Annotated in this window: 26 protein-coding genes and 2 pseudogenes; 9 read left to right on the top strand and 19 right to left on the bottom strand. The window is 65.7% G+C overall.

The genetic code is table 11. The annotated features are described in order from the left end of the window. Positions 1-18: 18 nt before the first annotated feature. On the top strand, positions 19-747 hold the full coding sequence (locus OK015_RS18625) for a 3'(2'),5'-bisphosphate nucleotidase CysQ (protein WP_268125263.1): 729 nt from the start codon (positions 19-21) through the stop codon (positions 745-747). Between the two features lie 68 nt (positions 748-815). Here OK015_RS18625 and OK015_RS18620 read toward each other — a convergent pair whose 3' ends face one another. Continuing rightward, a complete protein-coding gene (locus OK015_RS18620) occupies positions 816-1,271 on the bottom strand; it encodes a hypothetical protein (RefSeq protein WP_268125261.1) in 456 nt (151 codons plus the stop codon). A 79-nt stretch (positions 1,272-1,350) separates the two neighbouring features. Between OK015_RS18620 and OK015_RS18615 the strand changes: the two genes are divergently transcribed. Next, positions 1,351-2,382, top strand: coding sequence for an amidohydrolase family protein (locus OK015_RS18615; protein ID WP_268125259.1), 1,032 nt, complete (start codon positions 1,351-1,353; stop codon positions 2,380-2,382). A 5-nt stretch (positions 2,383-2,387) separates the two neighbouring features. On the opposite strand, the gene OK015_RS18610 is transcribed toward OK015_RS18615, so the two are convergent. Next, on the bottom strand, positions 2,388-3,293 hold the full coding sequence (locus OK015_RS18610; protein ID WP_268125257.1) for a haloalkane dehalogenase: 906 nt from the start codon (positions 3,291-3,293) through the stop codon (positions 2,388-2,390). 131 nt (positions 3,294-3,424) lie between these two features. Between OK015_RS18610 and OK015_RS29275 the strand changes: the two are divergent. Further along, positions 3,425-3,595 (top strand): annotated as a pseudogene (locus tag OK015_RS29275) (DUF2652 domain-containing protein); the annotation flags it as partial. Positions 3,596-3,731: 136 nt separating this feature from the next. Here the strand turns inward: OK015_RS29275 and OK015_RS18600 are convergent. After that, on the bottom strand, positions 3,732-4,931 hold the full coding sequence (locus OK015_RS18600; RefSeq protein WP_268125253.1) for a MalY/PatB family protein: 1,200 nt from the start codon (positions 4,929-4,931) through the stop codon (positions 3,732-3,734). A 96-nt stretch (positions 4,932-5,027) separates the two neighbouring features. Between OK015_RS18600 and OK015_RS18595 the strand changes: the two genes are divergently transcribed. Next, entirely contained in the window at positions 5,028-6,014 is a 987-nt protein-coding gene (locus OK015_RS18595) for an LLM class flavin-dependent oxidoreductase (RefSeq protein WP_268125251.1), read from the top strand. Between the two features lie 273 nt (positions 6,015-6,287). On the opposite strand, the pseudogene OK015_RS18590 reads toward OK015_RS18595, so the two are convergent. From OK015_RS18590 to OK015_RS18565, 6 genes and pseudogenes are all read right to left on the bottom strand, one after another. Then, positions 6,288-6,608: pseudogene (locus OK015_RS18590) on the bottom strand (MFS transporter); the annotation flags it as partial. Between the two features lie 149 nt (positions 6,609-6,757). Then, complete coding sequence (locus tag OK015_RS18585; protein WP_268125249.1) at positions 6,758-7,747, bottom strand: alpha/beta fold hydrolase; 990 nt, start codon at positions 7,745-7,747, stop codon at positions 6,758-6,760. A 59-nt stretch (positions 7,748-7,806) separates the two neighbouring features. Beyond that, a complete protein-coding gene (locus OK015_RS18580) occupies positions 7,807-8,316 on the bottom strand; it encodes a lipoprotein LpqH (protein ID WP_268125247.1) in 510 nt (169 codons plus the stop codon). A gap of 98 nt (positions 8,317-8,414) precedes the next feature. After that, complete coding sequence (locus OK015_RS18575; RefSeq protein ID WP_326498553.1) at positions 8,415-9,137, bottom strand: hypothetical protein; 723 nt, start codon at positions 9,135-9,137, stop codon at positions 8,415-8,417. Beyond that, complete coding sequence (locus tag OK015_RS18570; RefSeq protein ID WP_268125243.1) at positions 9,137-10,024, bottom strand: LLM class F420-dependent oxidoreductase; 888 nt, start codon at positions 10,022-10,024, stop codon at positions 9,137-9,139. Before OK015_RS18570 ends, OK015_RS18575 begins: the two co-directional genes overlap by 1 nt. Beyond that, positions 10,021-10,803, bottom strand: coding sequence for an SDR family NAD(P)-dependent oxidoreductase (locus OK015_RS18565; protein WP_268125241.1), 783 nt, complete (start codon positions 10,801-10,803; stop codon positions 10,021-10,023). Before OK015_RS18565 ends, OK015_RS18570 begins: the two co-directional genes overlap by 4 nt. A 115-nt stretch (positions 10,804-10,918) precedes the next feature. Between OK015_RS18565 and OK015_RS18560 the strand changes: the two genes are divergently transcribed. Continuing rightward, a complete protein-coding gene (locus OK015_RS18560) occupies positions 10,919-11,515 on the top strand; it encodes a TetR/AcrR family transcriptional regulator C-terminal domain-containing protein (RefSeq protein ID WP_268125239.1) in 597 nt (198 codons plus the stop codon). Positions 11,516-11,523: 8 nt separating this feature from the next. Next, a complete protein-coding gene (locus tag OK015_RS18555) occupies positions 11,524-12,783 on the top strand; it encodes a cytochrome P450 (protein ID WP_268125237.1) in 1,260 nt (419 codons plus the stop codon). Here the strand turns inward: OK015_RS18555 and OK015_RS18550 are convergent. After that, positions 12,730-13,587: an alpha/beta hydrolase gene (locus OK015_RS18550; RefSeq protein ID WP_268125235.1), complete on the bottom strand. Its 858-nt coding sequence runs from the start codon at positions 13,585-13,587 to the stop codon at positions 12,730-12,732. The genes OK015_RS18555 and OK015_RS18550 overlap by 54 nt on opposite strands. A gap of 35 nt (positions 13,588-13,622) precedes the next feature. Between OK015_RS18550 and OK015_RS18545 the strand changes: the two genes are divergently transcribed. Both OK015_RS18545 and OK015_RS18540 read left to right on the top strand, forming a co-directional pair. Then, positions 13,623-13,817: a hypothetical protein gene (locus OK015_RS18545; protein WP_268125233.1), complete on the top strand. Its 195-nt coding sequence runs from the start codon at positions 13,623-13,625 to the stop codon at positions 13,815-13,817. 41 nt (positions 13,818-13,858) lie between these two features. Next, positions 13,859-14,068: a hypothetical protein gene (locus tag OK015_RS18540; RefSeq protein WP_268125231.1), complete on the top strand. Its 210-nt coding sequence runs from the start codon at positions 13,859-13,861 to the stop codon at positions 14,066-14,068. Between the two features lie 8 nt (positions 14,069-14,076). On the opposite strand, the gene OK015_RS18535 is transcribed toward OK015_RS18540, so the two are convergent. From OK015_RS18535 to OK015_RS18495, 9 genes are all read right to left on the bottom strand, one after another. Further along, positions 14,077-14,931, bottom strand: coding sequence for a sulfurtransferase (locus OK015_RS18535; protein WP_268125229.1), 855 nt, complete (start codon positions 14,929-14,931; stop codon positions 14,077-14,079). Between the two features lie 89 nt (positions 14,932-15,020). Further along, a complete protein-coding gene (locus OK015_RS18530; RefSeq protein ID WP_268125227.1) occupies positions 15,021-16,163 on the bottom strand; it encodes a glycosyltransferase in 1,143 nt (380 codons plus the stop codon). Positions 16,164-16,243: 80 nt separating this feature from the next. Next, positions 16,244-17,056, bottom strand: coding sequence for an acetolactate decarboxylase (gene budA, locus OK015_RS18525; protein WP_268125225.1), 813 nt, complete (start codon positions 17,054-17,056; stop codon positions 16,244-16,246). A gap of 20 nt (positions 17,057-17,076) precedes the next feature. After that, the gene (gene alsS / locus OK015_RS18520; RefSeq protein ID WP_268125223.1) at positions 17,077-18,759 is read right to left on the bottom strand and encodes an acetolactate synthase AlsS; all 1,683 of its coding nucleotides are present in this window, start codon (positions 18,757-18,759) and stop codon (positions 17,077-17,079) included. Between the two features lie 23 nt (positions 18,760-18,782). Continuing rightward, positions 18,783-20,306 (bottom strand): FAD-dependent monooxygenase, encoded by a 1,524-nt coding sequence (locus OK015_RS18515; RefSeq protein ID WP_268125221.1) that lies wholly within the window; start codon positions 20,304-20,306, stop codon positions 18,783-18,785. Beyond that, positions 20,299-20,931, bottom strand: coding sequence for a TetR/AcrR family transcriptional regulator (locus OK015_RS18510; RefSeq protein WP_268125219.1), 633 nt, complete (start codon positions 20,929-20,931; stop codon positions 20,299-20,301). Before OK015_RS18510 ends, OK015_RS18515 begins: the two co-directional genes overlap by 8 nt. A 142-nt stretch (positions 20,932-21,073) precedes the next feature. Further along, positions 21,074-22,252, bottom strand: a complete 1,179-nt coding sequence (locus OK015_RS18505) for an AAA family ATPase (RefSeq protein WP_268125217.1) — start codon at positions 22,250-22,252, stop codon at positions 21,074-21,076. A gap of 31 nt (positions 22,253-22,283) precedes the next feature. Beyond that, on the bottom strand, positions 22,284-23,876 hold the full coding sequence (locus OK015_RS18500; protein ID WP_268125215.1) for a Na+/H+ antiporter: 1,593 nt from the start codon (positions 23,874-23,876) through the stop codon (positions 22,284-22,286). Positions 23,877-23,962: 86 nt separating this feature from the next. Beyond that, positions 23,963-25,024, bottom strand: coding sequence for a DUF5685 family protein (locus OK015_RS18495; protein WP_268125213.1), 1,062 nt, complete (start codon positions 25,022-25,024; stop codon positions 23,963-23,965). A 252-nt stretch (positions 25,025-25,276) separates the two neighbouring features. On the opposite strand from OK015_RS18495, the gene OK015_RS18490 reads away from it, so the two are divergent. After that, the gene (locus OK015_RS18490; protein WP_268132883.1) at positions 25,277-25,717 is read left to right on the top strand and encodes a protease inhibitor I42 family protein; all 441 of its coding nucleotides are present in this window, start codon (positions 25,277-25,279) and stop codon (positions 25,715-25,717) included. Positions 25,718-25,797 lie beyond the last annotated feature (80 nt).

The raw sequence follows: 25,797 nt of genomic DNA, 5'->3' as shown, positions 1-25,797 counted from the left end.
ACGTGTTAGGGGTAACCGATGAATGACCACGCGCTGGCCGCGCGCTTGGCCACCGAGGCGGGGCAGCTGTTGCTCAGGGTGCGAGAGGAATTCGCCGACGCCGATGCGAGCGAGCGGAAAGCGGCGGGGGACAAGCGATCTCACGACTTTCTGACGCAAGCGCTCGGCGCGGAGCGGCCCCAGGACGCGGTGCTTTCCGAGGAGGGTGTCGACGACCCGGTGCGACTGCGCTCCGAGCGGGTGTGGATCGTCGACCCGCTTGACGGGACGCGGGAATTCTCCGAGCTCGGGCGCGACGACTGGGCGGTGCACGTCGCGCTCTGGCAGGCCGGCGAGTTAATCGCCGGTGCCGTGGCGCTGCCGGCCCAGGGGGTCGCACTGGCGACCCCGCAGGTTGCAGCGCCTCCCGCCGCGCCGACCAAGCCGCGCATCGTCGTATCCCGCACCCGGCCGCCGGCCATCGCGTTGGCGGTTCGCGACGCGTTGGACGGCACGCTCGTCGAAATGGGTTCGGCCGGAGCCAAGGTCGCGTCAATCGTTCAGGGCTTGTCCGACGTCTACGTGCATGCGGGCGGGCAGTTCGAGTGGGACTCGGCGGCCCCCGTGGCGGTGGCTCGAGCGGCCGGTTTGCATACCTCCCGCGTCGACGGATCGGCACTGCTTTACAACCAGGCCGATCCGAAGTTGCCCGATCTGGTGGTGTGCCGTCCCGAGCTCGCGGAAGCTGTCCTCGCCGTGACGGGCTGACGCGTTCGCCGTCCCGCTGTTAGCCGCGGCATTGAGGTCGAGATCGGCAGGCGGGCAATATGTTTCGATCATGCTTTGTGGTCTCGCCGACGGCGCCTACGGCCCTTTACCTCTTCTGCCCACTCGTTTTCGACCCGTCCGATCTCGAGCGAAAGCAGCGTGAGAGTCGGGTTATCGCAGTGAACTTCGTGAGCTGCGCGGAATTTCGCCGCTTCGCCGGTAACGGGCAGGTGCGGACGTAGGCTCTCGAACCACTCATCGCCTACGACGTTCGGCGGACCGTCGGCGCGAGGTCCGCACTCCCACTGGCGGTAGGCGTCTCGTGCCTGCGCCAAGCCGATCCGCCATTGTTGGACGGCATCGCAGCGGCGTGAGTGCAGGTGGATCCTCGTCTGGTGCTTGTTGTGGGAGTGGCCCACCATCCCGGGCAGCAGATTGTCGGCGGCCGACTTCGCGACGCCCGCGATGCCCACGGCCGATGCACCCACGACCGTACCCATCAGGCCCATCGTCATCATGTCCATATGCCGATCGTTGCACTCGGGGCGAGTGGTGACAAAGGTATGAGTTAGGCAACCGACCCGAACCACGCAAGGAGCGACGATGCTGCGGATCGACACCCACCACCACGCCATCCCGTCCTTCTACCGAGACTTGTTGCGGAAAGCGGGTATTGACGAGGCCGGTGGTCGTGCCATGCCGGGGTGGAGCCCGGAGGCCTCATTGGCGACGATGGCCGAACTCGGCGTCGCCACCGCGATTCTGTCCGTCTCCACGCCGGGCACCACAATCCTGACCGGTCCGGACGACGCCGCTACACTCGCCCGCGATATCAATGACTACCTCGCTGATGTCGTTGCGGCGCAACGTGATCGTTTCGGATTCTTCGCGACCATCCCGATGCCCCACATCAAAGAGTCCGTCGACGGGGCTGTCAGGTCGCTCGACGAACTGCACGCAGACGGGGTTGTGCTGCTCGCCAACAGCGCGGGGACCTACCTCGGCCAGGAGGGTCAGGACGATCTCTTTGCCGCATTGGATGCGCGTTCGGCGGTGGTCTTCATCCACCCCGGCGAACTACCCGGGGCCGCCGTGGACGGCGTCCCGCCGTTCGCCGCCGACTTTCTGCTCGATACGACCCGCGCGGCTTTTCTGCTTGTCCGCAACGAAATATGCCGCAAATACCCCCACATCAAGTTCGTCCTGAGCCACGCGGGTGGATTCGTGCCCTACGCCTCGCACCGGATGGCCGTTGCCATCATGGGCGACACCGGGCGCGGCGTGACTGACATCTTGGACGACTTCACCGGTTTCTACTTCGACACCGCGTTGTCGTCGAGTGCCGCGGCCCTGCCGAGCCTGCTGGCGTTCGCCAAGCCCGGACATGTGACCTTCGGTTCTGACTGGCCATTCGCCCCGGTCGTAGCCGGCAAACTGTTCGCCGCCGGCCTGGAAACCTATCCCGGCCTCGGCGCCGACGCCCGCACGGCGATCGAGCGCACCAATGCGTTGCGACTGTTTCCCCGTCTCGGGACGGCGGCACCGCCGGCCGCCGGCTCAACGCTCGATCAGGTGCGTCACGCGGTCAGCAGAGCGGTCATGCGCGGCGTTGCGCGACTTGCCAACACCCGGTGACGGTTTCATAGCTGGGCTTTCTGCCAGCAGAGGACACGCTCAGCCAGCTCCGGTCCGCTGTCCTCTTGGATGAAGTGGCCGGCCCTGATGCGGGCATGTGGCTGGCCGGCGGCCCCGGGGACATGTTTGATCAGGGGCCGGTCGGCCTGCCCGAGGATGGGGTCGCGCGCTCCGAAGAGCGCAAGAAAGGGCTTCTCCCACCTTCCCAGGGCCTCCCAGGCCGCCCGATTGGCCGGAACAGCTGGATCCTCGGGCGTGGTCGGTACCAACTGTGGAAACGCGCGGGCTCCGGCTTGATAGGTCTTGTCCGGAAACGGTGCGTCATAGCCCGCCCGCACTTTGGGCGGAACCCTGCGGACGGTGCCGGTCGCGACGATGCGGCCGGCGGACAGCACGGGGGAGTAGCGCGCGAAGGCCCGCCACGCGCGGAAAGCGGCAGGGGTGCGGCGCTCGGCTGTCGGAAGAAAACCATTCGCGACGATCACGCGCGCGATCCGATCGCCGTGCTCGGCGGCGATGCGCAGACCGATCAGTGATCCCCAGTCCTGGACGAACAGCGTCACTTCTTTCAGTCGGAGGCGCTCGAACCATGCCGTCACCCACTCGACATGCCGCAGGTAGGTGTAATCCTCAATCCGGCTGGGCTTGTCGGACCGGCCGAACCCGATCAGGTCGGGCGCGAGCACGCGGTTTCCCGCCTCAGCCAGCGGTGGAATCATCGTGCGGTACAGGTAGCTCCAGGTGGGCTCGCCGTGCAGCAGCACGATCGGGGGCCCATCGGCCGGTCCCTCGTCGAGGAAGTGCATGCGCACCGGCGGGGAGTCGGTCGCCGCCACGTCAATGTAATTCGCTACGAACGGATAGCCTTCCAAGTTTTCGAATCGGGAGTCCGGGGTTCGCAGCACATCCATATTCAGCTCCTCCGGTGAACGGGCACCCCTGCAAGCCTCTCTCCGCGAGGGCACTTCGTCCAGTACGAGATTTTCGTGGGAGATAAGCTGGCAGGCCACTAAAGTAGCTAACTCATGGCCATTCGTCGCGCCGTCTTGCAGATATGCGCCAGTCGTTCCTCGCCCGGCGGCAGCGGATCAAAGCCGACATCGCGTGCGAGTGCGCCAGCTGTGCCCAGCTCGACAGCCTGTCGCTCAAGTTCGTGGCGCACGAAGGCGAGGTTGCTGAGCCACGGGTAAAGCGCGACCTCGAACTGGCCGGCTGGGTATGACGGCGAAGTTCGAGTTGAATTCGGTGTCCATCCCGCTCGGCCTCAAGAAACCGGCCGAGGGCTTCCATAATCTGGGCCGCGGTGCCGAAGATATCCCCGTACAGCCGAAAAGCTTTGTGATCCAGAGCTACTGGGCGTTGGCAAGCGCACGGCCCATGCGCGATATGGCCTCGCTGAGAATAGCTTGCGAGGTTGCGAAATTCAGACGCACATGACCAGGTCCGCCGGCGCCGAAGACGTGGCCGGAGCTCAGCGCGACACGGGCGTGGTCGAGAAACCAGCGAGCCGGCCCGGACAGGTCAGCCACCACCGGGAGGCCGTCCGCGGCATGTTCGGCAAAGCCGAGCCGCCGGCAATCGAGCCAAGCCAGGTAAGTGCCCTGCGGGCCTTGGTATTTCACTTCCGGTAGGTGTTCGGCGATCAGGTCTCCGAGCAATGTGCGGTTGGCGTCCAGACCCTGCAGCAGACTGTCGAGCCACTCGTCACCACTCCGGAACGCCTCGGCGTGCGCGATGATGCCCAGGTGGCTCGGCCCGTGGCTGACCTCCTCCGGCATCCGGTGCAAATCGGCGCCCGCCTCGGGCCCGGCGATGGCCAGGGCCGCCTTGAGTCCGGAAAGATTCCACGCCTTCGAAGCGGAGGTCAGCGCGAAGGCGTTCTCGGCGCCGGGGACAGTCAGGTACGGGGTGAATCGCGATCCCGGCAAGACCACCGGTGCGTGAATCTCGTCCGACACCACCCGGACCCGCGACCGCTGGGCACATTCGGCCACGCCGCGCAATTCATCGAATGCGTGCACCGTCCCTGTCGGATTGTGCGGATTGCACAACAGGTACGCGACCTTCCGGCCCGATGCGCGCCCACGCGTGAAGGCTTCCTCCAATGCTTCCAACGAAATTCGGCCCTGGGCATCGAGTGGTGCCTCGATCACTCGACGGCCCGAATGTGTTACGAATGCGTAGAACGGCGCGTACACCGGCGGGTTGAGGACGACGGCGTCGCCGGGGTCGGTGACAAGGCGCAGCGCCTCGACGATGCCGAGCATCACGTCGGGAACGATCGTCGTGCGGCTGACGTCGAAATCGTGCCATTGCCAACGCCGCGAGGCGAATTCACCGACCGCCTCGGCGAGCGCGGAGCCCGACGGATAGCCGGTATCGCCGTTGTCGATCACGGTCCGTAGCGCGTCGGCAACGGTGGGCGGCAGTTTGACGTCCATCTCGGCGACCCACAGCGGCAGGACGTCAGCGGGGTGTGTCCGCCACTTCAGGCTGGTGCGCAGCTGTAGCTGCGGCAGCGCGAGCTCCTCGAGTGGATTAAACGTCACTCCCGCAGACTAAGCCGCCCCGACGACTCTGCCGCTTTACGCCTTCGACTGAACGTGTAACGTACCTCACAAAGATTAGGCCACCTAGGAGTCGCCTTGTACACACTGCGCTTCGATATGCGTGCCCCGTCGTGGGGCGCACCTCCGGCGGCGTTGTATGCCGCGGTGCCCGAAATGTGCTCCTGGGCAGAAGATCACGGCGGCCTAGCCGCCGTGCTGTGCGAGCACCATGGATCCGAGGACGGCTATCTGCCATCGCCGATGATCCTGGCGCCGGCGATTGCGGCGCGCACGCAGCGGCTGGCGATGAACCTGATCCTGATTCTGCCGTTCTACGATCCCGTCCGGCTGGCCGAGGACATGTCGGTGCTCGACATCCTCAGTGGCGGGCGGGCCATGTACACCCTCGCCCTCGGGTATCGGCCCGAGGAGTACGAGCACTTCGGCTTGGCAATCAAAAAGCGTGGCCGGATTGCCGACGAAAAGCTCGGGCTGCTGCGCCGACTGCTGGCCGAAGGAACCGTCGAAGAAGACGGGCGCCGGATCAACGTGACGCCCGCGCCACTGACCGCGGGTGGTCCGTCGATGATGTGGGGTGGCGGCACGTTGGCCGCAGCCCGTCGGGCCGGCAGGTACGGCCTGGGCATGCTGGGCAACGCCAACGCCCCCGGCATCCGGGAGGCTTACGAGGAGGCGTGCCGCGAGCACGGCCACGAGCCGGGGACGACGATGTTCCCCAGCCGTGACACCCCCTCGGTCGTGTTCGTCGCCGATGACGTGGACCAGGCGTGGAAAGAGATCGGCGAGCACCTGCTGCACGACGTGCGGACCTATGCGGCGTGGAACCCCGGCGACGAGACGACGGCCGGCTTCAGCCACGTGAACACCGTCGACGAGCTGCGCGCCGCGCCCAGTTCGCACATCATTATCTCTGTGCCGGAGGCGGTTTCGCGGGTTAAAGCGGGTCAGGTGCTCAATCTGTCGCCGTTGTGCGGCGGGCTGCCACCGGATGTGGCATGGCCGTACCTCAAGCGCGTCGGTGAGGTCGTGCTGCCCGAGGCCCTTTCGAAGACAGACGCGTGACCGCCTAGCGCGGTTGGTTGGGTGTGCCGAGGTATGGGTCTTCGTCGGCCCCGCCGTCACATAGCCGCCCAGTTTCGTGGCCAGATGGGGCGCAAAGACCGAGCCGTCCACCAGTGTCCGACGACGATGACGGCGACAACTCACGACCCCTGCTGCTCGAGTGCGCGGCCAGCCGCGCGTTCGGACTCGAGTGTGCGGCCAGCCGCGCATTCGGACGGCGGCAGCCAGCAATCGGCCCACCACCGCCCCGAGGTTGTCACCGGCACGCTCGAGCCCAAATATTCTGCCGCGCACCCATTCTGGGCTCAGGGATGCCAGCAAGGCGTCGCGCGAGGGCGACCGCACGCCCCGAGACATCCAGGCCAGCGCGCGAAAGACCCCCGCCTGCCACACCGTCGCGGTCACGCCGATCGCTCCGGTCGCCAATGCCGTAGCCAGGTAGCCGCCGGACGCGATCCGTCCCCGACGTTTGGGGTTATTCGCGAGCGGTCCGCCGACCAGTTTCATCACCCTAATCAAGGCGTCGCTGATCCCGTCGACCACGCCGAGGGCCGCGGCGGATGCGCCCAGTGTCCCGGTGAGAAATGTCGGCAATACCGACGTCGTTACCTCGTGGCTCGCATCGGAGAAAAGCTCGTCGCTCCGACGGCTCCCACGCCGCGAGTCAGCCAGCGTCGGTCTGCAGAGTCCGTCGTCATACTCGCGACATAACCATGGTTCGGCAAAGCCGGCGAGTGTAATGCTTAGAGAATGGTTTGATCCACGAGAACCGCGCCGTCGGGCTGGTTGCCGAGCGTGTGTAACGAGATGTCTTCGTCTTGGACTGTGAGAAGAACGACCTGAGCCAACTGCCGCGGAGCATCGCATTGAACGTAGTGATCGGCGCCCGGAACGACCCAGTAGCGGTTTCGACCCGGCTTGGTCTTGAGGTACGTCTGCCAGACGTGGTTCGGGACGCGCAGTGGCGCGACGCTGTCATGCAGTCCCCACACGACGGTGGTGTTGATGTCGCTACTGGAAAGTGCTTCAAGCCAATTGATTTCGTCTGTGGCGCGTTCGTGCAGATACTGGATTGTGTCCGGCAGCACCCGGATTCCGTCGTTGTGCGCGAAGCACTTGGCCAGCGCGGTGATTTCAGGGTCCGCCAATTTTCTTCTCGGCATGAACGTGCTGGCCCCCATGCCGGCCGCCAAGGTCTCCGGCGTGGTCGCTTCCGCGGTCGCTCGTCCCGTTTCCGGATCAAGCAGTGCGGTTTGGAACAGCGTGAGGTTCGCCAGCGGAAGGTAGATGTTGGCGTTCGTCACGATGAAGTCCAGAGGGACGGCCGGCGGGTCCAGCGCGGCCAACATGCCCAGCGCGATCATGCCGACACTGCTGCCGCGATCATGGGTGAGCATTCGAAACCCCGTCAGCTTCCACACGTCGGTGATGGCATGCACGAGCAGACGCGCGTCGTCGTACAACGAATAGACGTACGGCGACGGCGGCTTGTCCGACAACCCGTAGCCCGGAAAGTCCAACAGGTAGATGTCGAAATCGGACCTCAGCTCGTGCGCGAGGTCGAAGTAGTCGATGCTCGACGTCGGGAAGCCATGAACAAGCACGAGCGGCGGCGCCCCGGCCGTGCCGCAGCGGCGACTGAACACCCCGACTTCTTGCCCCTTGTTGGCGTCGGTAGTCGACCGCCAGCGAAGTTCGGTACCGCCGTCTTGCCACTCCGCGAAGATGTCCAAGCTGCCAGCATCTCAGAGGCGATCGTGGTTAGACAACCGGCGTTTCGCCAAGCGCGCGTTCACGAGCAGGTCAGGTGTATCCCGAATGTGATCTGTCGCATACCGGTTTGGCCGGGCATGGTCCCCTGACCGCTGCCGGTGATCGTGTATTTATTGCCTTCTTTGGTTACCAGCACCTGGTTCGCGGACTGAGTCGGTTGATACGGCAGCTGGTACTGCCCGTCTCCGACCTTCAATGAGATCGCAAAGCCGTCAACGCTTGGCGGTTTTTCGTCCGACAACGCGAAGGACACCGACGCCGCATCATCGTGAACGTTGATGCGGGTCGTCAAGTCCCCGGACTCCGGTGGCGTTGCGTGCGGTGCCGCGGCCGAACTGACGCAGTCGACTTTGGCGGTAATCGTGTGCGAGTGCTGGTCGAGCATCACGGTTGTGCTCGAGGGTGCTGGACCCGAGCTGGCGGGGGACGCGGGTTTGCCGCCGTTGCCGGAACAGGCCGAGGCGCCGGCCACCAACACGACCACGCCGAACCCGGCAACACGGGGGCCAATTCGCCGCCGAGCTTTCATCGCATGTCCTCCTACAAGATGTTTCGGCAGGCCGCCGCAGTCCCGTGCCTTACCGTAGCCGCGACGGTGTTGCCCAGCGCGCGCCGGACCACTTTGGGCTACGGCCAGGCTTCCCAATGGATCATCGTGCGCAGCGGACCGGCATATACGGGTCGCACCGCTTGCGATCGCCAGCGTTCTTCGACGAGGGGGGCCAGGGCGGCCGTCGTGCTGAGCGGGTCGCCGTCGAGGTAGACGACGGTGATGTATTGATGGTCGGCTCGCCATCCGCGGGGTACCTGGCTCCACCCGGTGCTCGAACCGAATGTCCATGCGCCCGCTGTGCCGGGTGTGGCCAGCAGGGCCGGAACGTGTTCGGCGTGCAGCCATTGCAGCCATTCGTTCGAGCGGCCGTCGGTGGGCTCCTCGACGATCAACAGAATTCCGCGGTGCGGCCGGAATGGCACCACCTCGGCGGAAATGAGCGCGTGCGGCGACGAGTCCCATTGCAGTAGGCGCAGCCCCGCGATTTGCAGTAGCGGCCGTGCGACGGGAAAACGACCGTTCTCCCGCAGCGCGCGCCCCAGTGTCACGAAGTCGTCGAAGGTTTCTTCGACGGGATCGCTGACCAGATAGTGCACGACGTTGCCGACCTCGCCGAGAGGCCCCTGAGCCGCAAGGCGATGGTTGAGGTAATCGCCGTCTGCGATCCAGCGCAACCCGTGCACGATACCCGGGAGTTGATACTGCTCCGGCATGTGATCGAGCAGGTGCCAACGCAGATAACCGCTTTCGTCGTCGGTCGGTCCGGTGAGGCTGAAAATGCCTGCCTTGACTCGGATCACACGGAGCCTTCGACGCCAGGCGAATGAAGCTCGGCCAGGGCGTGCAGATTTTCTACATAGTGCTGCGCCGAGGTATGGGTGAACCAGGCGCTGATGATGGTGGCGCCGTGCGCAGCGGTATCGGCGAGCACTTCGCGGGTGCGGTCGGCATCATTGATCGGGTCCAGCGGTTTCGGCGGCGGCAGCACCACCTCAAATCCGGCCGGAAGTTCGAAGCGTCCCAACCATTCCCGGGCCTGGTGCAGTGTCACATTGAAAGGCGCCCACCCGTCCGCCAAGGTTGCCGCGCGGCGCAGCGACCGCAGGGTGCGCCCACCGATCCAGATCGGTACGCGATCCTGGACCGCACACGGGTCGACGACCATGCCACCGAACGAATAGAACTCGCCCTGGTAGGCGGGTTCGGAAACCGACAAGGATGCGCGCAGCGCCCGCAGCGCGTCGTCGCCGCGCGGCCCTCGATCGTCGAACGGAGCCCCGAGCAGGTCGAACTCCTCTTTCAGACTCCCGACGCCGACGCCGAGAATCAGACGGCCGTTGCTGACCTTGTCCAACGTGCCGTAACGCTTGGCGATTTCCAGCGGGTGGTGGTAGGCGAGTACTAACACGTTGGTAGCCAGCCGTATTCGCTGTGTGCGCGCGGCCAGGTAGCCCAACGTCGCCAGCGGGTCCCAGTACCGGGTGCCGCGGTGCTGCTGTTCTAGTACTGCCGGTAATGCGACGTGCTCACTGCAGGTCAAGTGGTGGTAGCCCAGCCGGTCGGCCGCTTCAGCGATCTGAGCCAGGTCCTCGATCGAAGCGTCCTTCTCCCAGGCGGCACTGATCTGGGGCATTGTGATCACCACCGGTGTGGACACCGACAGCTTTGCGCGGGGGGTGCTCATCCTTGCATGTATCCTCCGGCGTCGACAGGGATCGATTGCCCTGTGATGGTGCGGCTCTCGTCGCTGGCCAAGAACAACGCCAGGTTGGACACATCGTCAGGCGACGAAACATCCTGCAATGCCAGGCGTTTCAGGGACTTTGCGCGTAGATCCGCGACCTCGATACCCTGCTCGTCGGCCGTGCGTTGCAGCCAATTGCGCCATAGGTCGGTGTCGATGATGCCCGGCACGATGCAATTACACCGGATGCCGTATGGGCCGACCTCGAGCGCAACGGTCTTCGTGAAAGCACGCAGCGATGCCTTCGCGGTGACGTAATGGGTCTTGCGGACCATGCCGTTGTAGCCCGCGGTGGAGGAGAAGTTCAGGATGACTCCGCGCCGGCGTTGCAGCATCGACTGGTTGAGCACTTCGCGGGTGCACAGCATCGCGGCGGTAACGTCGATGGCGATGGTGGCATTCCAATTGTCGAGGGTCTGCTCCCAGATCCAGCGGTCTTGTCCCGGCGCCGCCGCGTTGTTGCACAGGACGTCGACGTGCCCGAACTCATCGACCGCGCGTGCCACCATGGCGGCGACGTCTTCCTCATCCGTGACGTCCGCCCGCATCGCGATCGCGCCGGAGCCGGCCGTGGCCGCGGCTTCGCGGACCAGCTCTTCGCGCCGAGCGGCGAGCAGTACCCGCGCGCCTTCGCGGACGAACACCGATCCCAGAATCGGTCCCAGGCCGGTGCTTGCCCCCGTGATAATCGCCACCTTGCCCTCGAGCCGGCCTGTCATTGCGCAAATATTACATAGCGGACTCATTTGATTCGGGCGGCTCGATACCGGGTAGATTCTAACGATGCTCGAATCATTTTTTAGCGCTGATCGAATCTAACGGAGGAATGACGTAGTGGTAGCCACCGGGAATCAGGTCACGACGCCGGCCGGAGCGCGCCGCGCTTACGGCGGGCTGGATCGCGAGGAGGTGATTGTCGCGTTGCGTGATTTGGCGAAGCGCGTGGGCCTGCAGCGGGTGACCATGCGCGAGCTCGCGTCCGAACTCGGCGCCGCCGTGCCCTCGGTGTACTACCACGTCCCCAATAAGCAGACGGCACTCGAGCTGGTTGCCGAGTCCGTGCTGGCGGAAATACCGCTCCCGGACGCCGGGCCGTGGGACACCAGGCTCATCGAGCTGTACTGTGCTGCACGGGAAATGATCCTCGGTGTGCCCGGCGTCGCGGGCATCCTGCAAACCGGTACCGGCAACGAGCCCGCCCGTCGGCTCGATCGGCACAGCCGGGGCCTGCTCGCCGAGGCCGGACTCGCGAAAGCCGCTGCGGCTGCCGCCCATACGGTGTTGTACACCTACCTGTTGGGTTCGATAACTCTGGAGGAAGCACGCTCGGCCGGCGCCACATCGCGCGGCAGACGCCAGACTACAACACACTTTCGCGCCGGGCTGGACGTGATCGTCGCCGGGATCAAGTCATCCGCACGGGAGGAATGAGCGAGGCGATGAACATCCCGAAGCCGAACGTGGTGGGATCGCTGGTCGTCGAGAACCAGCAGACAGTTTTCGACCGCGATGCCGCTTCGGTACTCGACCCCGACACCTTCGTCGCCGGAGCCCCGTTCGATGCGTTGGCCCGGTTACGGGTGGGCTCACCGGTACACCCGGTGCAACTACCTGGGTTACCCAGGGCATGGCTGCTGACAAAGCATGCCGACGTGCGACTGGTCAGCCGCGACACCGACACCTTCACCAGCAGCAAGGGCAACACCTTGGTCGAGGTCGAGGCGGGACCGAACTCCGCGCTGCTACCGGGTATCGACCCACCCCGGCACGTCCACTACCGCAAGCTGATCAATCAGGGCTTCACCGTCCGCAATGTGCAGCGCCTGGAACCGCACATGCGCAAAGTGGCCCGAGACATCGTCGCCGACATCACCGCCAAGGGTGAATTCGACGCCGTGACAGACATTTCCGCGGAGATGTCGCTGCAGGTGATCGCCGACGTGCTCGGGGTGCCCGCCGGAGACCGGATGGAAGTTTTCCGCTGGAGCAACGCGATCGGAAGCCTCGGTATCGAAGACCCCGACTACGCGCCCACGCCGGAAGCACTCGGACAGGCTGCTGCCGAAATGTTCGCCTACTGCGGTGAATTGGTGGCACACCGGCGCAAGCACGGGCTCACCGACGACATCTTGTCGGCACTGCTGGCCGCCGAGGTTGACGGCGAAAAGCTCAATCGCGACCAGCTGAACGAGTTCTTCCTGCTGCTGGCGATTGCCGGCAACGAAACTACCCGCAACACCCTGAGCCACGGCATCCTGGCGCTATCCGAACATCCCGAGCAGCAGGCCGTGCTTGCCGGTGATCTCGGCGCGGTCAAGACGGCGGTGGAGGAACTGCTGCGCTGGGCCACGCCGGTCATGCACTTTCGTCGTACCGTCACCCGCGACGTCGAAATCCGTGGGCAGCACATCCCCGCGGGGGACTGGGTGTTGCTGCACTACTTGTCGGCCAATCGCGACGAGGAGGTGTTCGATCGAGCCGACGAGTTCGACGTCGCTCGCCCCGATGCCGGTCACGCCGCATTCGGGGGCGGCGGAGTGCATTTTTGCCTCGGCGCTCAGCTCGCCCGTCTGGAACTGCGCGTCATGCTCGAAGAGCTGTACCCGAACGTGCCGGGACTGACGGTCACCGGGCCACCCGACCGGCTACGCTCGTCGTTCTTCCACGGCATCAAGCGCCTGCCGTGCAGTACGCGGTGACGCTGACTCACCCTGTGCGGCAAGCGTTTCGAGCCACCTATGGATGCGGTCGGCCACGGAGGCCCACCCGGGATCGAGCATCATGTCGTGGCTCATGTTGGGGAAGAACTCCGCCTCGGTCCGATACGCCGCTGCGGTGGAATGGACCTCTTGTCGCGTGAAGCAGACGTCCTCGTCGGCTCCGAGAACCAATAGCGGTGCGGTGACGAGGTGCGGTTTGGGCAGGCTCTGCCACACCATGTCACTCGCGATCCTCACCGCATACTCCTCGCAGAGCAGCGCGGTGTAGCGCGCCACGTCGGCGTCCGGAGTCGATGCCGAGAAGAAGGTTTCTCGGGCTAACTCGGGTGTGCCGCCGACGCCGCGCAACGACCTCGTTCTGGCCAGCGCCGCCGCGGTGTGCCACGGGTGTCGTTTGAACCTGCGCAGCAAGAATCCGGTAATCCCGCTCGGGGGCGCGGATGCGAGCAGCACGGCGGCCGGGGCGTGGTGGGATTCCAGGTACTTTTGCACGACGAAGCCGCCCAGGGAGTGACCGACTACGACCGGGCGTTCGGGGAGGCCGTTGGCGACCGCTTCGACGTCGTCAACGAAGTCCGCGATGGAACACCATCGCATGGACCTTGGTGCGGTGCTGTTTCCATGGCCGCGGAGGCTCAACGCCACCGTTCGATAGCCCTTCTCGGCGAAGAAGTCCAAGAAATATTCGTCCCAGCACCAGGCTCCGTGCCAGGCGCCGTGCACAAAAAGCACCGGGGGTTTTGCAGAATCGCGGCCCGGTCCCTTTTCGATTACCTCAAGCATGAGCAAACTCCTTTGTCGCGCACTGAGACTAGCCCGTGGCCACCCCTAGCGAGGGAAAAGGACGATACTGGCAGGGCGGCAAGAAAGTCGTCGTGGCGATGACCGGCATCGGCATGGTGAACGCTACCGAGACCACCGCGGCGGCGTTGGATCGCTTCTCGGATGTCGCTCACTTTTCCACACCGGCAACTTCTTTCAGACGGCGTGGCCGTGGCTACGGCACGGGCTGATCGGCAACGCGCATATCGCCTCGGCGGCGGACCCGGCCTTCGTGGCGACGGACAGCGAGACCGCGGCGGCCCAGGCCGTCGCCGACGCGCACGGAATTCCCTTCCTGGGAATCCGCGGCATCTCCGACGGTCCGGGGGATCCGCTTCGCCTGCCCGGCTTCCCCTTTCAGTTCTTCGTCTACCACAAGGTCGCCGCGGCCAACGCCGCGCGAGTAACGGCGGCGTTTCTGCAGAGCTGGTCCGGCGGCTGACTCCGCCGCTATTCGGGACCGCGAGCGACGGGGTGACTCGGATCCGACGACCACTCGGACCACGACCCCGGGTACAGTGCCGCCTCGCAACCCGTCGCCGCGAGCGCCGCGATCACGATGGCGGCGGTTACGCCGGAGCCGCAGTAGGCGCCCAACGGCCCGGCACAGTCGATGCCGCGGTCGGACAACTGCTGGGCGAGCGCGTAGTTGCCGAGAAAGGTGCCGTCGGCGGCCAGCACGGAGCCGCTGGGCAGGTTCCGCGCGCCGGGGATGTGGCCCGCGACAGCGTCGACGGGTTCAGTGTCACCGCGATAACGTTCCGGGGCACGCGCATCGAGCAGCGTCACGGCACCCGCGCCGGCTTGTTCGGCGGTCAGGGTGCGGCGAGCTCCCGTATACAAATCATCATGGGGCACAGTCACATTCCCCGCCGGCGGGGTGACCGCGCCCGTCTCGAGACTTCGTCCAGCCGCCCGCCATGCGCCCAGGCCGCCGTCCAGGATGCGGACATTCGTTAGCCCGGCCGCGGTCAACACCCACCATGCCCGCGCTGAGCCCGCTCGGTTCCAGTCGTCATAGACCACGACCAACGAGTCTTGCCCGATACCCCAGCGGCGTGCGGCGGCCTCCAGGCTTCGTCCCGAGGGCAGTGGGTGACGCCCACGTCCGGTGACCGTGTGATCGCTGAGGTCCTCGTCGAGTGACACATACACCGCGCCGGGGAGGTGACCGTCCAGGTAGGCGGCCCGTCCATCGGGCTCGTCGAGTCGCCAACGAACGTCCAAAATGGTCAGTTGGTCGCCGGCCTCGATAAGGTCCGCCAACTCCGTGGCGGTGATCAGCACCTGGTCGCGCGCATCCACCGGTTTGCCTCCTCGTTGTCTTCAACGAGCCTAGTCGCCGGTGGGAAAGCGTTTCCGCCCAGCAAACAGCGGCGTACGGTCCTGGGGAGCTATGCGGTGTGCTCGGAATCGTCGTCCGGGCCGGCGATTACGGGTCCCAGCGTTGCCAGCATGCCGGCCGCGGCCCGCTGCCAGGTGAAGTTCTCCGCGCGGCGTCGCGCGCTGGTCCGGCGGTGATATTCGGGCAGGCTGATGACGGTGCCGACCGCCCTGGCGATGGCCTCCGGGTGATTGTCGGCCGAGGCTCCGCTGTCCGGGGTGATGATCTCGGTGAGCGCGGAGGTACGCGAGACCACGGCCGGGGTGCCACATGCCAGCGATTCCAGCGCGGCCAAGCCGAACGTTTCGTGCGGTCCCGGTGCCAGGGTGACGTCTGCCGAGGCCAGCAGCCCGGCGACGCTGTCGCGGTCGGAGACGAACCCGGTGAAGTCGACCGGCAGCCCGGTGGCCTGTCGTTGCAACTTGGCCCGCATGGGTCCCTCGCCCATGACGACCAGTCGGGCATCCACGCCGGAATCGCACAACGCCGCCAGCGCGTCGATGCTGCGGTCGGCCCGCTTCTCGACCGACAACCGGCCGCAGTGGACCAGCAGGAGCTGCTTCGGAGTGGCCCATTGCCGGCGAACCAGGGGAGAGTGCCGGTTCGGATGGAAGGTCTTCAGGTCGACGCCCAGGGGTACGGTGACGACGTTCTTCGCGCCGATGCGGTCGAACTCCTCGCGCGCGAATCCGGTGGTACACACCACGGTGTCGTAGTCGGCGGCAGTGCGGCCGTTGGCAAAGTCGGCGAGGCTGCGCGCGGGTCGACGCGGAAGTACTTGACCGGCAAGGCGATCCAGGCGCTCATGCGAAATCATCACCGTCGTGGCGCCGTGTTCGCGGCCCCACCGCCCCAGCGATCGCAGCGTGAGTCGGTCGGAAACTTCCAATGCGTCGGGCTGCAGTGCCTCCAGCAGCGCCTTGACGGGACCCGGCATCACCGCGCGGTAACCAGCGGTGAAGGGAATCAACCAGGCGGGCATAGTGATTCGCACCACACCGGTCGCCAGCAGCGTACGCTCCGCGCGCGGACCGGGAACGATCAAAAACACTTCGTGGCCGTTGGCGCTGTATTCCGCGCCCAATCGATCGACCGCGGTGCGAAGGCCGCCGGACCGAGGGCCATAGAAGTTGGCGACCTGAACAACGCGCATACGCTGAGGACACGCGGCGCTTGTGTGCACTCAACTATGCAGACCTGACATGTGCCTTAACAGTCTATGAATTCCGCTGCTTAGCGGCCATCCTGGTTGCCCTGGCCGCCTTCGGCTTTGCTGATTTGCTCGGAGAGGTCATCTCCGGAAAGGCGCGCGTCGAGAAACGCCCCGGAGGTCGGCAGGCTCAGATGCAGTTGCGATGCAGCGCTCACCGCGGCCTTTCCCTGCTCGAGGGTGAAGTCGAGGACATGGCCGCCGCTTGTGCGATCACTGTCGAGGAAGTGCAGGTGATACCCGGCCACCGAGATTCCCTGTTGGAACTGCGGGGTGCGAAAGCCGACCAGAACACCGGCCACGTCGGTGAATCGGGTTTCGGCCTGGCCTTCGGTCGCTTTCGTCAGTGGCGGATAGGGCGGATGCTGCTCCATGACGGTGCGGGTGTGCAGGTCGGAGAACTGTCCGGTGACGCGGATCGCGTAGATCAGGTTGGCACTTTCGATTCTGTGGTCGATCGCGTTGAGTACCTCCGACTGGTTGGTGGAATCTTGGATGTCGATCTCGAAATCGCCGTGAAATCGGGTCACCGCCGCGAACGGTGTGCGATCGGAGGGCGCTGCGCGAGTGGCGGTTCCGTCGGCACGCAAGCGATAGCAGATGCCGTCGATGATGACCATCTCACCATCGAGGTGATTGAAGGTGCCCAAACCGAAGTCGCCGTGCCGCAGAATCTCGGCGACGGTCACGTCGCCGTCGTAGACGCCTTCGAGGAGGGCGCTGATCGTCGAGAACTGATATACCTCGGCCTCCTCGCCGGAAGCGGCTCGCTGATGCGCGAGAAGCGTTGCAGCCCAGTGACGGAAGTGGTCGTGTGCACCCGATCTGGCATTCATCGTGGCAAGGCCTTTCCGGCTTATTCGAATGTGTCGTCGTGCAGGTGCGCGGCGAGTTCGGTGTTGCGGCTGTAATCGACGGGGACGTCGATCAGGGAAGGGCCTTCCTCCACCAGCGCTTGGCGCAGGGTGGCGCCGAATTCGTCGAGTGTCTTGACGCGGTAGCCGTGGGCGCCGAATGACGCTGCATAAGAGACGATGTCGTAGTCGCCAAGCTGTACACCGGATTTGCGTCCGTACTTCAGGATCTCTTGGAATCCGACCATGTCGTAGCTGTTGTCACGCAGCACGATGTGGGTGAAGCTCAACCCGAGACGGGTTGCGGTCTCGAGTTCTTGTGCGGAAAAGAGGAATCCGCCGTCGCCGGACACGGAGACCACGGGTGTGCCGGGCCGGGCCAGGCACGCGGCCATCGCCCAGGGCAACGCGACACCCAAGGTTTGTTGGCCGTTGGAAAAGAGCAGCCGTCGCGGCTCGTAGACGCGGAAATGACGGGCCAGGTAAATGTAGACCGAGCCGACGTCGCAGGCAATCGTGGCCTCGTCACCGAGTTCTTCGCGGAGCCGTAGTAACACGGCAACCGGATTGAGCTCCGGGCCGTCGGGTTGGTGATCACATTCGGCTATATCGATCTCATCCAAGGCGTTTCGTTGTTCGGCGATGTCGGAGCGATACTCGTTCGTCAGGGCGAGGCCGGCGAGGTTGTCGGTCAGCGCGTCGAGAGTGGCCGCGACGTTGCCGAGCAGCTCGCGGGTCGGCTGATAGTGGTTGTCGATCTCGGCGGGCAGCGAGTCGATGTGGATGATGGTGCGCTCAACGTCGTTGTTCCAGAGCACGGGATCGTATTCGACGGAGTCGTATCCGATCGTGATCAAGACGTCGGAGCGGGCGACGATGACGTCGCCGGGCTGGTTGCGGAAAAGACCTACCCTGCCCAAAAAATTGTCCTCCAGTGCGCGGGAGATCACGCCCGCGGCTTGGAACGTCTCCACGACGGGTAGGCCGGTGGCGGCGACCAAGTGACGCAGGGCGGTGCAGCTCTCCGGATCGGCGCCGCGGATTCCGACCAGCACTGCTGGCCGTCGCGCGGCGCGGATCAGCTGGCTGGCCCCCGCAATCGCCGCCGCCGGTGCACTTGACAGTGGCGGGATCGGCACCCGAGCGGTGATTCCCGCGGTGGTCGGGGTGGCCAGCACGTCGGCGGGCAGGACGACCGCGGCGGCGCCACGCGGCTCACTAACGGCGGCGCGGAAGGCTCCGACGACGGCCTCGGCGACGTTGTCGGGGTCGTTGACCTCGCCGGTGAACTTGGTGACTGTTCTCAGCAGCGCCGCGGCATCCATCGACTGGTGGGTGCGCTTGAGCCGGTCCTTGCGGCCGACCGCCCCGCACAACGCGACCACGGGATCTTGTTCGGTGTTCGCGGTCAGCAGGCCGGTAACGAGATTCGTGGTTCCCGGCCCGGAGGTCACCAGCACGACACCCGGAGTACCGGTGAGGCGGCCGATCGCACCGGCGATGAACGCCGCATTCTGTTCGTGGCGACACACCACCAGCTGCGGTCCGCCGTCGAGCAGTGCGTCGTACACGGCGTCGATCTTGGCGCCCGGCACTCCGAAGACGTATTCGACGCCCTGCGCCGACAACACGTCGACGACCTTTTGCGCGCTGCGTACGAGCTTACCGGGGTTCGTGGAATTCATATAGGCCAGTCTGGCCGGTGACGCTACTTTGCGCGAGGATCCCCGAACCAGCGCTGTAGCCCGGCGCGCAGGCCGGCTTCCTCGGCTGGCCCGAATGTATCTGCTGCCCAGGCGATGTAGCCGTCGGGCCGGATCAGCAGCCCCGCGGCGGGCCGGTCGGCCATCGAGGCGCTGACGGTGTCGACGCGATCGGTCCAGCCGTGCAGTGCTGGCCCGGCGCTCCCGTCGAGGTCGAGCAGCACCGGGCGGGCGTCGTGCAGGAGTTCGGCGATCCGTCGGCCGTCATCAAGGGTCAAGTCGGGCACGAGGCGGCCCGAGAGCGGATGATCGTCACCCACGTCGTACGTCACGTCGGAGCCGGCCAGTAGCGCGGCCATACGTTTTTGCACTTCCGGGACGGTGAACATCTCGCCGAACAGCGTTCGCAATGCCGTGACTTCGGGCCCGGGAGCCATCAACGCGGTCTGTGACAGCGAGTGCATCATGACGCGCTGGCCCACCGGGTAGCGCTCGGACTGGTAGGTGTCGAGCAATCCGGCGGGCGCTGTGCCGTTGATGTGGGCTGCCAGCTTCCAGCCGAGGTTCATCGTGTCTTGCAGGCCCAGGTTCAGCCCGGGACCGCCGAGCGGGCTGTGCACGTGGGCGGCGTCGCCGAGCAGAAAGACGCGACCGTCGCGATAGCGCTGCGCGATGCGGGTGTTCTGTCCGTTGATCCGGCGCAGGGCGTGCGGCCCGGTACCTATCGGTTCCTCAAACGAAAGATCCACGCCGAGTATGCGATTGGCGCTGTCGCGCAGTTCGGCCAGGCTCATCGGCACCTCCGCGACGGGCGGGCAGAATTCGATGGTGCCGAGCAGCGATCGGCCGGGCTCGAACTCGGCGTAGATGATGCCGCCGCGATCGAGTCGGGTGTGCCCAAACGGCAGCGTGCCGAATCCCGGTATGTCGATGCTCCCGTCGGGGCGATGCATCTGGTCGGGGATGTGCACATGGGCGATCCGGCTTACCGTGGGGGCGGTGCTGCCGGGGAAGTCGATGCCCAGTGTCTTGCGGACCAGGCTGTGGCCCCCGTCGGCGCCGACGACATATTCGGCGGCGACGACGTAGTCTCGCTCTGGCGACGATATTTGCAGTGCAACGGATTCCGGCCCCGGCTGTACGTCGACGACCGTGTGGCCCCAGCGCAGGTCGACCCCGAGGTCGCGCGCCCGCTTCTCCAGCAGCCGTACCAGGCGAGGCTGCGGCATGCGCAGCATGTACATCGGATTGTCCGGCACGTCGAGGAAGTTCAGGGTCATGGCCGCGAATCTGCCGCCGGGGACGGGCCGCGGCGGGTCCTCGTCGCCGGTGAACGCCCGATACAGCCCGCGCATGTCCAGCGCGCGAACCACCTGTCCGACAAGGCCGTTGGCCTTGGGTTCGGCGCTAGGGCCGGGAAGTTGGTCGAGCACGACGGGCCGTATCCCGGCCAGCGCGAGCTCGCAGGCCAGCAGCAGGCCGTTGGGTCCGGCGCCGGCGATGACGACGTCGGCGTGTTCGTCAGTCATGGAGGGTCTTCTTTCTGGACGGTTCGGGCAGCCCGGCGCTGACGCCGGCGAAGCCCTCGCGGATTAGTGCGGTGATCGCGATCGGAGGGTCTGCCCGCACATAGGCGTCCGCCGCGGCATCGCCGATGGCGCGTACGACGGCCATCACCAATCGTGGATACAGGTCGCGGTCCGGGTCGGTGCCGGTGCGCTCGGCAATCGCTTGGAGCATTCCATCGAACAGGTTATGCGGCACCGAGTTTCGGACCTGCGGGTGCATGACGAGTTTGCGGACCTCGACGAGTTGCCGGCGGCTGGGTGCGCGGTTCTCGTCGCCGTACACATCGCCGAAATCTTCTTCCAACGGTTCCAGCACGGCGTGGGTGAGCGCGGTCCACAGCGGCTCGCCGGCGGGACGTTGTTGCAGCACGGCGATGCTGCGTCGCACGCGTTCGGCCTGCCGGTAGGCCAGCGCCTCGTACTTGCTGCCGAAGTAGTTATTGAACGTGCGCAACGAGACTCCCGCCAGATTGGCGACGTCTTCGCGCGTCACATTCTCCAGCCCGTGCTCGAACGCCAGCTGTAGCGCGGCATCGCTGAGAGCGCGCCGGGTGTCGGCTTTTTTGCGCTCGCGCAATCCTGTCATAGCTCCCAACATACGAGAATATTGCCTACTGGGCAATATTGCCTGATGGGCAACTTACGGCTAGCGTCCAGTGTGCGTTCAGGGCGGTGAGTGTGCGGCCAGGGCGGCGACGATGCACACGCAAAGGGTTAGGCCGGCTGTTCTAGCGCTTGCCCCAGTCCCAGGGCGGGGTGGTCAACAGGTTCTGGCCGGTGATGCGGGTTTCGCCCCAGTCCTTGTAGAGCTCGATCTCGACGGCTCCGCCCTCATCGGCCTCTGCGACCGGCACGGTGTCGAGGAACTCCAGCAGCGACCGCGAATGCGTGACGACCACGACCTGTGTCAGCTCCGCCGCGGCGCGGATCAGCGAGGCCAGCGGGCGCACCAGGTCGGGATGCAGCGAGGTCTCCGGCTCGTTGAGCACCATCAGCGATGGCACTTGCGGGCTCGACAACGCGGCGGCCCAGAGTAGGAACCGCAGTGTGCCGTCGGACAACTCGGCCGCGCGCAACGGCCGCAGCATGCCGCGCTGGCGCAGTTGCAGGTCGAACAGGCCGTCGTGGATGGCAACCGAGATTGTCGCGCCGTCGAATGCGTCGGCGACGACCCGGCTTAGCTCATCGGCCCCCGACTCGAGGATCGTTTGAATCGCCGCGGCCAGGTCGCTGCCGTCATCGGCGAGCACCGGCGTGCGGGTGCCGACCTGCGGGTGCCGGGCGGGGGCGTCGCTGTCGACGCGGAAGCCGTCGTAGAACCGCCACCCGCGCAACCGCTCACGCACGGCCGCGAGTTCGGGAAGCGCTAGCGGGTTGGCGTACTCGGCCAGTACGCTGCGGTGCAACGGCAACGACCGGCACAGCTCGTCAAAACCGTTGCCGGAGTTGACGGCTTCGGCGAAAACCCGGGACCGGCGAACTAGCGTCGCGCTGGGCCGCAGGACCGGCCCGGCGAACAACACCTCCCGCTTGATCTCGGGATCGCGGACGAACACCGACGGCCCGGCCGATTGCGGGATACCCAGGTCCACCAGGTAGCCGAAATCGTCTGCGGCGAAGCCCATTTCGAGTGATACGGGTCGGCTGCGGACCGTGCCCTCGGTCAGCTGCGAGCGCCGGGCGCCACCGAGGGTCTCGGGCCCGGCCCACAATACCGATTGCAGGCCGCCCTCGCGGGCCAGCGAGCCGATGACCTCGCCGCGGCCACAATCCGCCAACAGCCGTAACGCGCGGTAGACGGATGACTTTCCCGCGCCGTTGGCCCCGGTAATGATCGACAGCCGGCTCAGCGGCAGGATGACCTCGCGCAGCGAGCGGTACCCGCGGATGGCAACGGTCTGCAGCATGCCGCCGACTGTACGGTCACCGGCCGACGGGTTATTCGCTGTCGGCGTGGTCGAGAAGTTGCACTTCCTCGAGGTCCATCTCGCTCTGCAATTCGCGCAGCACGATGTCGTCGATGATCTTCTGATTCCGTAGTGACAGGATTTCCCGGCGCTTGTGCTCGAGTACTCCGAGACGCACTTGCCGCACTAGCTCGTTGCGTTTGGCCAGGCCGTGCACCCGGGAATCGTCGTCGTTGGCCATGATGATCGCGGCGTGTTCCTCGTATTCCTTACGAATACGGCCCAATAGCTCGTCGCTGACCCCGAGTTGGGCGGCGACCGCCGGCAAGGCGTCAAGGGCGGCTTGCGTACCCCGGCACCGCGCCAGTTGCACTTCTTCGGCGTAAACAACGTCTTCGGGCATGTTCGCCCAGCGAACGACCGCGGGCAGCGTGATGCCTTGGACCAGGACGGTCAGCAGAATGACGACGACCACGACGAAGATGAGCAGGCTGCGGTCCGGGAACGGAGCCCCGCTGAGTGTGTGAGCCGGGACGGCCAATGCCGCGGCCAGCGAGACCGCGCCCCGGAAACCCGCCCAGGCGGTGACGACGCGCTGGCGCCAGGTGGTGCGACGGGAACGTTGGATTTCGCGGCGATCCACCACGCGCAGCACCAGAGTGGTGGCTTCGCCCCAGAAGAAGCGGGACGCGACGACGACACCGGCGACGGCGAGCGAAAGCCAGATGGCGTGGCGAAGTCCGCCGTCGACGTCGCCAATACCGTGCAGCGCGCCGGGGATCTGGACGCCGATAAACACCCAGAGGGAGCCGTTGATCAGGAACGTCGCTATGTCCCAGAACGCGAAGGACTGCAACCGGGAACGAGCCCGGATCACCGATGGTCCGGAGTAGGTGAGAACCAGGGCCGACACCATGACCGCGACCACACCGCTGCACTCGAGGGATTGGGCCAGCAAGAACGCCGCGAACGGCGTCAGCAAGCTCAAGGCGCCCTCCTCGAGCGGCGCGTCGATTCGCTTGCGCACCAGGGTCACTAATCCGCCGACCAGCAGGCCGGCGGCGATGCCGCCGAGGTAGGACCCGATGAACCGCAGGACCAAATCGAACGGGGTGATCGAGGCGCCGCCGATGGCGACGTGGACGGTCACGGCGAACAAGACCAGTGCGGTCCCGTCGTTGATGATGCTTTCGCCCTTCAGCACGGTCACGGATCGGCGGGGTAATTGTTTCGCGAGACCGGCGACGGCGGCGGCGTCGGTGGGGGAGAGCACGGCGCCGAGCACGGCTGCCGCGTGGGGTTCCATACCCATCGCTCGTGCGGTCCAGGACACCGCGACCGCGGTGACGATCACCAGGGCCACGCTCAGCAACACGATGATCCGCGCGTTCGCCCGGATCTCGCGAATGCTCGTGTTCATGCTTTCCCAATAGAGGATCGCCGGCAGGAAGATCAGCAGCACGATCTCGCCGTTGATGTGAATGCCGCCGAACTGCGGAATCAGACCCAACAGCGAACCGAGGAAAATGAGCAGCACTGGGGGACCCACGCGATAGCGCCGGCCGAGCACCGTTCCCACGATGACGGTGGAAACGAGCGCAACGATGAGGACGAGCCCAAACACGTGCCCATCCTGCCGTACGCGGCGGTGTCTAGCCGCGCGGGCCGAAACACGTCACGAAGACGTAATGGCGCAACGAGTTCGAGGCGCTATGTGCAGTCGCAGCAGTCTCCGCAGTCGCAGCAACAGTCGCACCCATCGCAGCAGCAGATGCAGGTGCCGTCGCCGCGGCCGCCCTTCTTCTTTCCGCCGGGGTTGGGGGTTTCGCCCTCGGGGATCGGGTAGCCAGCACCGACGGGTTGGTTGCCGAAGTTGATGGGTTCCTGCCGGCCGTGCGGTGTGCCGCAGGTGGGGTGGCCGGACCGACTGAAGGTGCGGGAGATCGCTCGTCGCACCTCGCGGGTTAACAGCTTGTGGGCCAGCCGGCCGTCGGTGAACTCCACGTCGGCCAACGCCAGCTCGATGCCCAGCGCCGCGTCGTCGCACAAGACGCGGGCCTGTTCCATCGGAGTTTCGGTGGCGGCCAACGGGTTCCACTTACCGCGCGCCAGGTCGTCGTCGTAATCCTCGACGGCGTCGAGCAGGTGCGCCACCCGTCCGAACAGCCGACCGATTTCGCGCAGCGGCGCCTGGTTGGCCGGGCGCCCGGCCAAGATCGCGGTGTGTGCGAAGGCCTCGGCGACCGCGGTTTCGGTGGGCTCGGTCACCAGCAGCAGTGAGCTGCCCGGCCTGGCCGTCGCCTCGAGCCCGGCTTGGCGGTCCATCGCGGCAACGAGCACGCCGGTATCGAATCCCAGGGCGTGACCGGTGTCGGTGCCCTGGCGTACCCAGCGCTCGGCAATGCGCCGTGCGGCCGGTCGCACGCCGACGGCGCCGACCATGCCGTCGTGGTCCTCGACATGATCGCGCACCCGCGCCGCGGCCAGGGCCAGCGACACGACGGCGGCCAGTCGCGCGCAGTCGCCGGTGGCAACCTCGGCCCGGCGCATGCCGCGGCCCGGACAGGGTCCGGCCTTGCGTCGAGTCGGCTGGTCGGGTGACTGCGCTTCGACCAGCAGTGAGACCACGAGGCCGTCGTAGTTGGTGGCGATCCGCGCGGACTGGCCGTAGTCGTCGCGCAGTGTCAGACACAATCCGCACAATTGGGCGGTCCAGGCTGCTGCGAGCTCGCCGCCAAGTCGATCACGGCAGGGCCGGATGATGCCAAACATGCACAGAAGCTACCCGACCCACAGCAAACGCGCGTCTGAATCGCCGAGCTGCGGATGCGGCGCGGGACAGGCCCGCGGACGGTAACTGGCTAACCTATCTCACCAGTGCGGTCGGCCAGTGCCGCCTGTGTGGCGACGGCAAAGATTCCGGCGACGAGCGGTCGCGCCCAACATGGTGATCATCACAAACCCCGGGGTCGGATGCCGAACGGAAACTTTTAGCGCCCAGCCATAATGGAGGTGATGACTTTCGTGAAGATCAGGCTGTCCGTGACCGTCGCGATGCTCGTCTTGTCGATGTCGATGTTGGTGGGTTGCAACTTCGAGAGCAGAAACCCGCCGACGTCCCAGACCCTCGTGGTCCCGATGGATCAGGTGCTCAAGCAGAACAACATCACCCAGACCGTCACGCTGGGGGTTGGCTACACGCTGAAACTGCAGTTGGGCGCGAATTACACGACCCCGTACCGGTGGATGCCCGACACGAAGATCGCCGACACGTCCATCGTCGAGCAAAACAGTCATCAGTATGTGCAGCCGAGCACCGACGCGTTGGGAGCGCCCGGCACCGAGGTATGGATGTTCACGGCGCTGAAGCCCGGGACGACGACGATCTCCACGAACTACTCGAGCATTGTCGGCAAGAACACCACACCGATTTGCCAGTACACGGTGATCGTGACGGTGCAGTAGGTCCGGCCGCCGTCGACGAAGCAACTTTCCTTGTGGCACTTGATGATCCGGCCGATGTGGTCACAGCTGCCACATTGGTC

It is taken from the genome of Mycobacterium sp. Aquia_216, assembly GCF_026723865.1.
In the GTDB taxonomy this organism is placed as follows: Bacteria; Actinomycetota; Actinomycetes; order Mycobacteriales; family Mycobacteriaceae; genus Mycobacterium.
The sequence above is the reverse complement of the archived record's forward strand: the minus strand, read 5'-3'. Positions and strand labels throughout refer to the sequence as shown.

Excerpts from the sequence above, each read along its gene's own strand:
- OK015_RS18570 (WP_268125243.1), bottom strand. The coding sequence starts at position 10,024 with ATGAGCACCCCCCGCGCAAAGCTGTCGGTGTCCACACCGGTGGTGATC.
- OK015_RS18515 (WP_268125221.1), bottom strand. The coding sequence starts at position 20,306 with ATGACTGACGAACACGCCGACGTCGTCATCGCCGGCGCCGGACCCAAC.
- OK015_RS18555 (WP_268125237.1), top strand. The coding sequence starts at position 11,524 with ATGAACATCCCGAAGCCGAACGTGGTGGGATCGCTGGTCGTCGAGAAC.
- OK015_RS18625 (WP_268125263.1), top strand. The coding sequence starts at position 19 with ATGAATGACCACGCGCTGGCCGCGCGCTTGGCCACCGAGGCGGGGCAG.
- OK015_RS18550 (WP_268125235.1), bottom strand. The coding sequence starts at position 13,587 with ATGCTTGAGGTAATCGAAAAGGGACCGGGCCGCGATTCTGCAAAACCC.
- OK015_RS18530 (WP_268125227.1), bottom strand. The coding sequence starts at position 16,163 with ATGCGCGTTGTTCAGGTCGCCAACTTCTATGGCCCTCGGTCCGGCGGC.
- OK015_RS18580 (WP_268125247.1), bottom strand. The coding sequence starts at position 8,316 with ATGAAAGCTCGGCGGCGAATTGGCCCCCGTGTTGCCGGGTTCGGCGTG.
- OK015_RS18620 (WP_268125261.1), bottom strand. The coding sequence starts at position 1,271 with ATGGACATGATGACGATGGGCCTGATGGGTACGGTCGTGGGTGCATCG.
- OK015_RS18610 (WP_268125257.1), bottom strand. The coding sequence starts at position 3,293 with ATGGATGTGCTGCGAACCCCGGACTCCCGATTCGAAAACTTGGAAGGC.
- OK015_RS18615 (WP_268125259.1), top strand. The coding sequence starts at position 1,351 with ATGCTGCGGATCGACACCCACCACCACGCCATCCCGTCCTTCTACCGA.
- OK015_RS18505 (WP_268125217.1), bottom strand. The coding sequence starts at position 22,252 with ATGCTGCAGACCGTTGCCATCCGCGGGTACCGCTCGCTGCGCGAGGTC.
- OK015_RS18510 (WP_268125219.1), bottom strand. The coding sequence starts at position 20,931 with ATGACAGGATTGCGCGAGCGCAAAAAAGCCGACACCCGGCGCGCTCTC.
- OK015_RS18565 (WP_268125241.1), bottom strand. The coding sequence starts at position 10,803 with ATGACAGGCCGGCTCGAGGGCAAGGTGGCGATTATCACGGGGGCAAGC.
- OK015_RS18495 (WP_268125213.1), bottom strand. The coding sequence starts at position 25,024 with ATGTTTGGCATCATCCGGCCCTGCCGTGATCGACTTGGCGGCGAGCTC.
- budA (WP_268125225.1), bottom strand. The coding sequence starts at position 17,056 with ATGAATGCCAGATCGGGTGCACACGACCACTTCCGTCACTGGGCTGCA.
- alsS (WP_268125223.1), bottom strand. The coding sequence starts at position 18,759 with ATGAATTCCACGAACCCCGGTAAGCTCGTACGCAGCGCGCAAAAGGTC.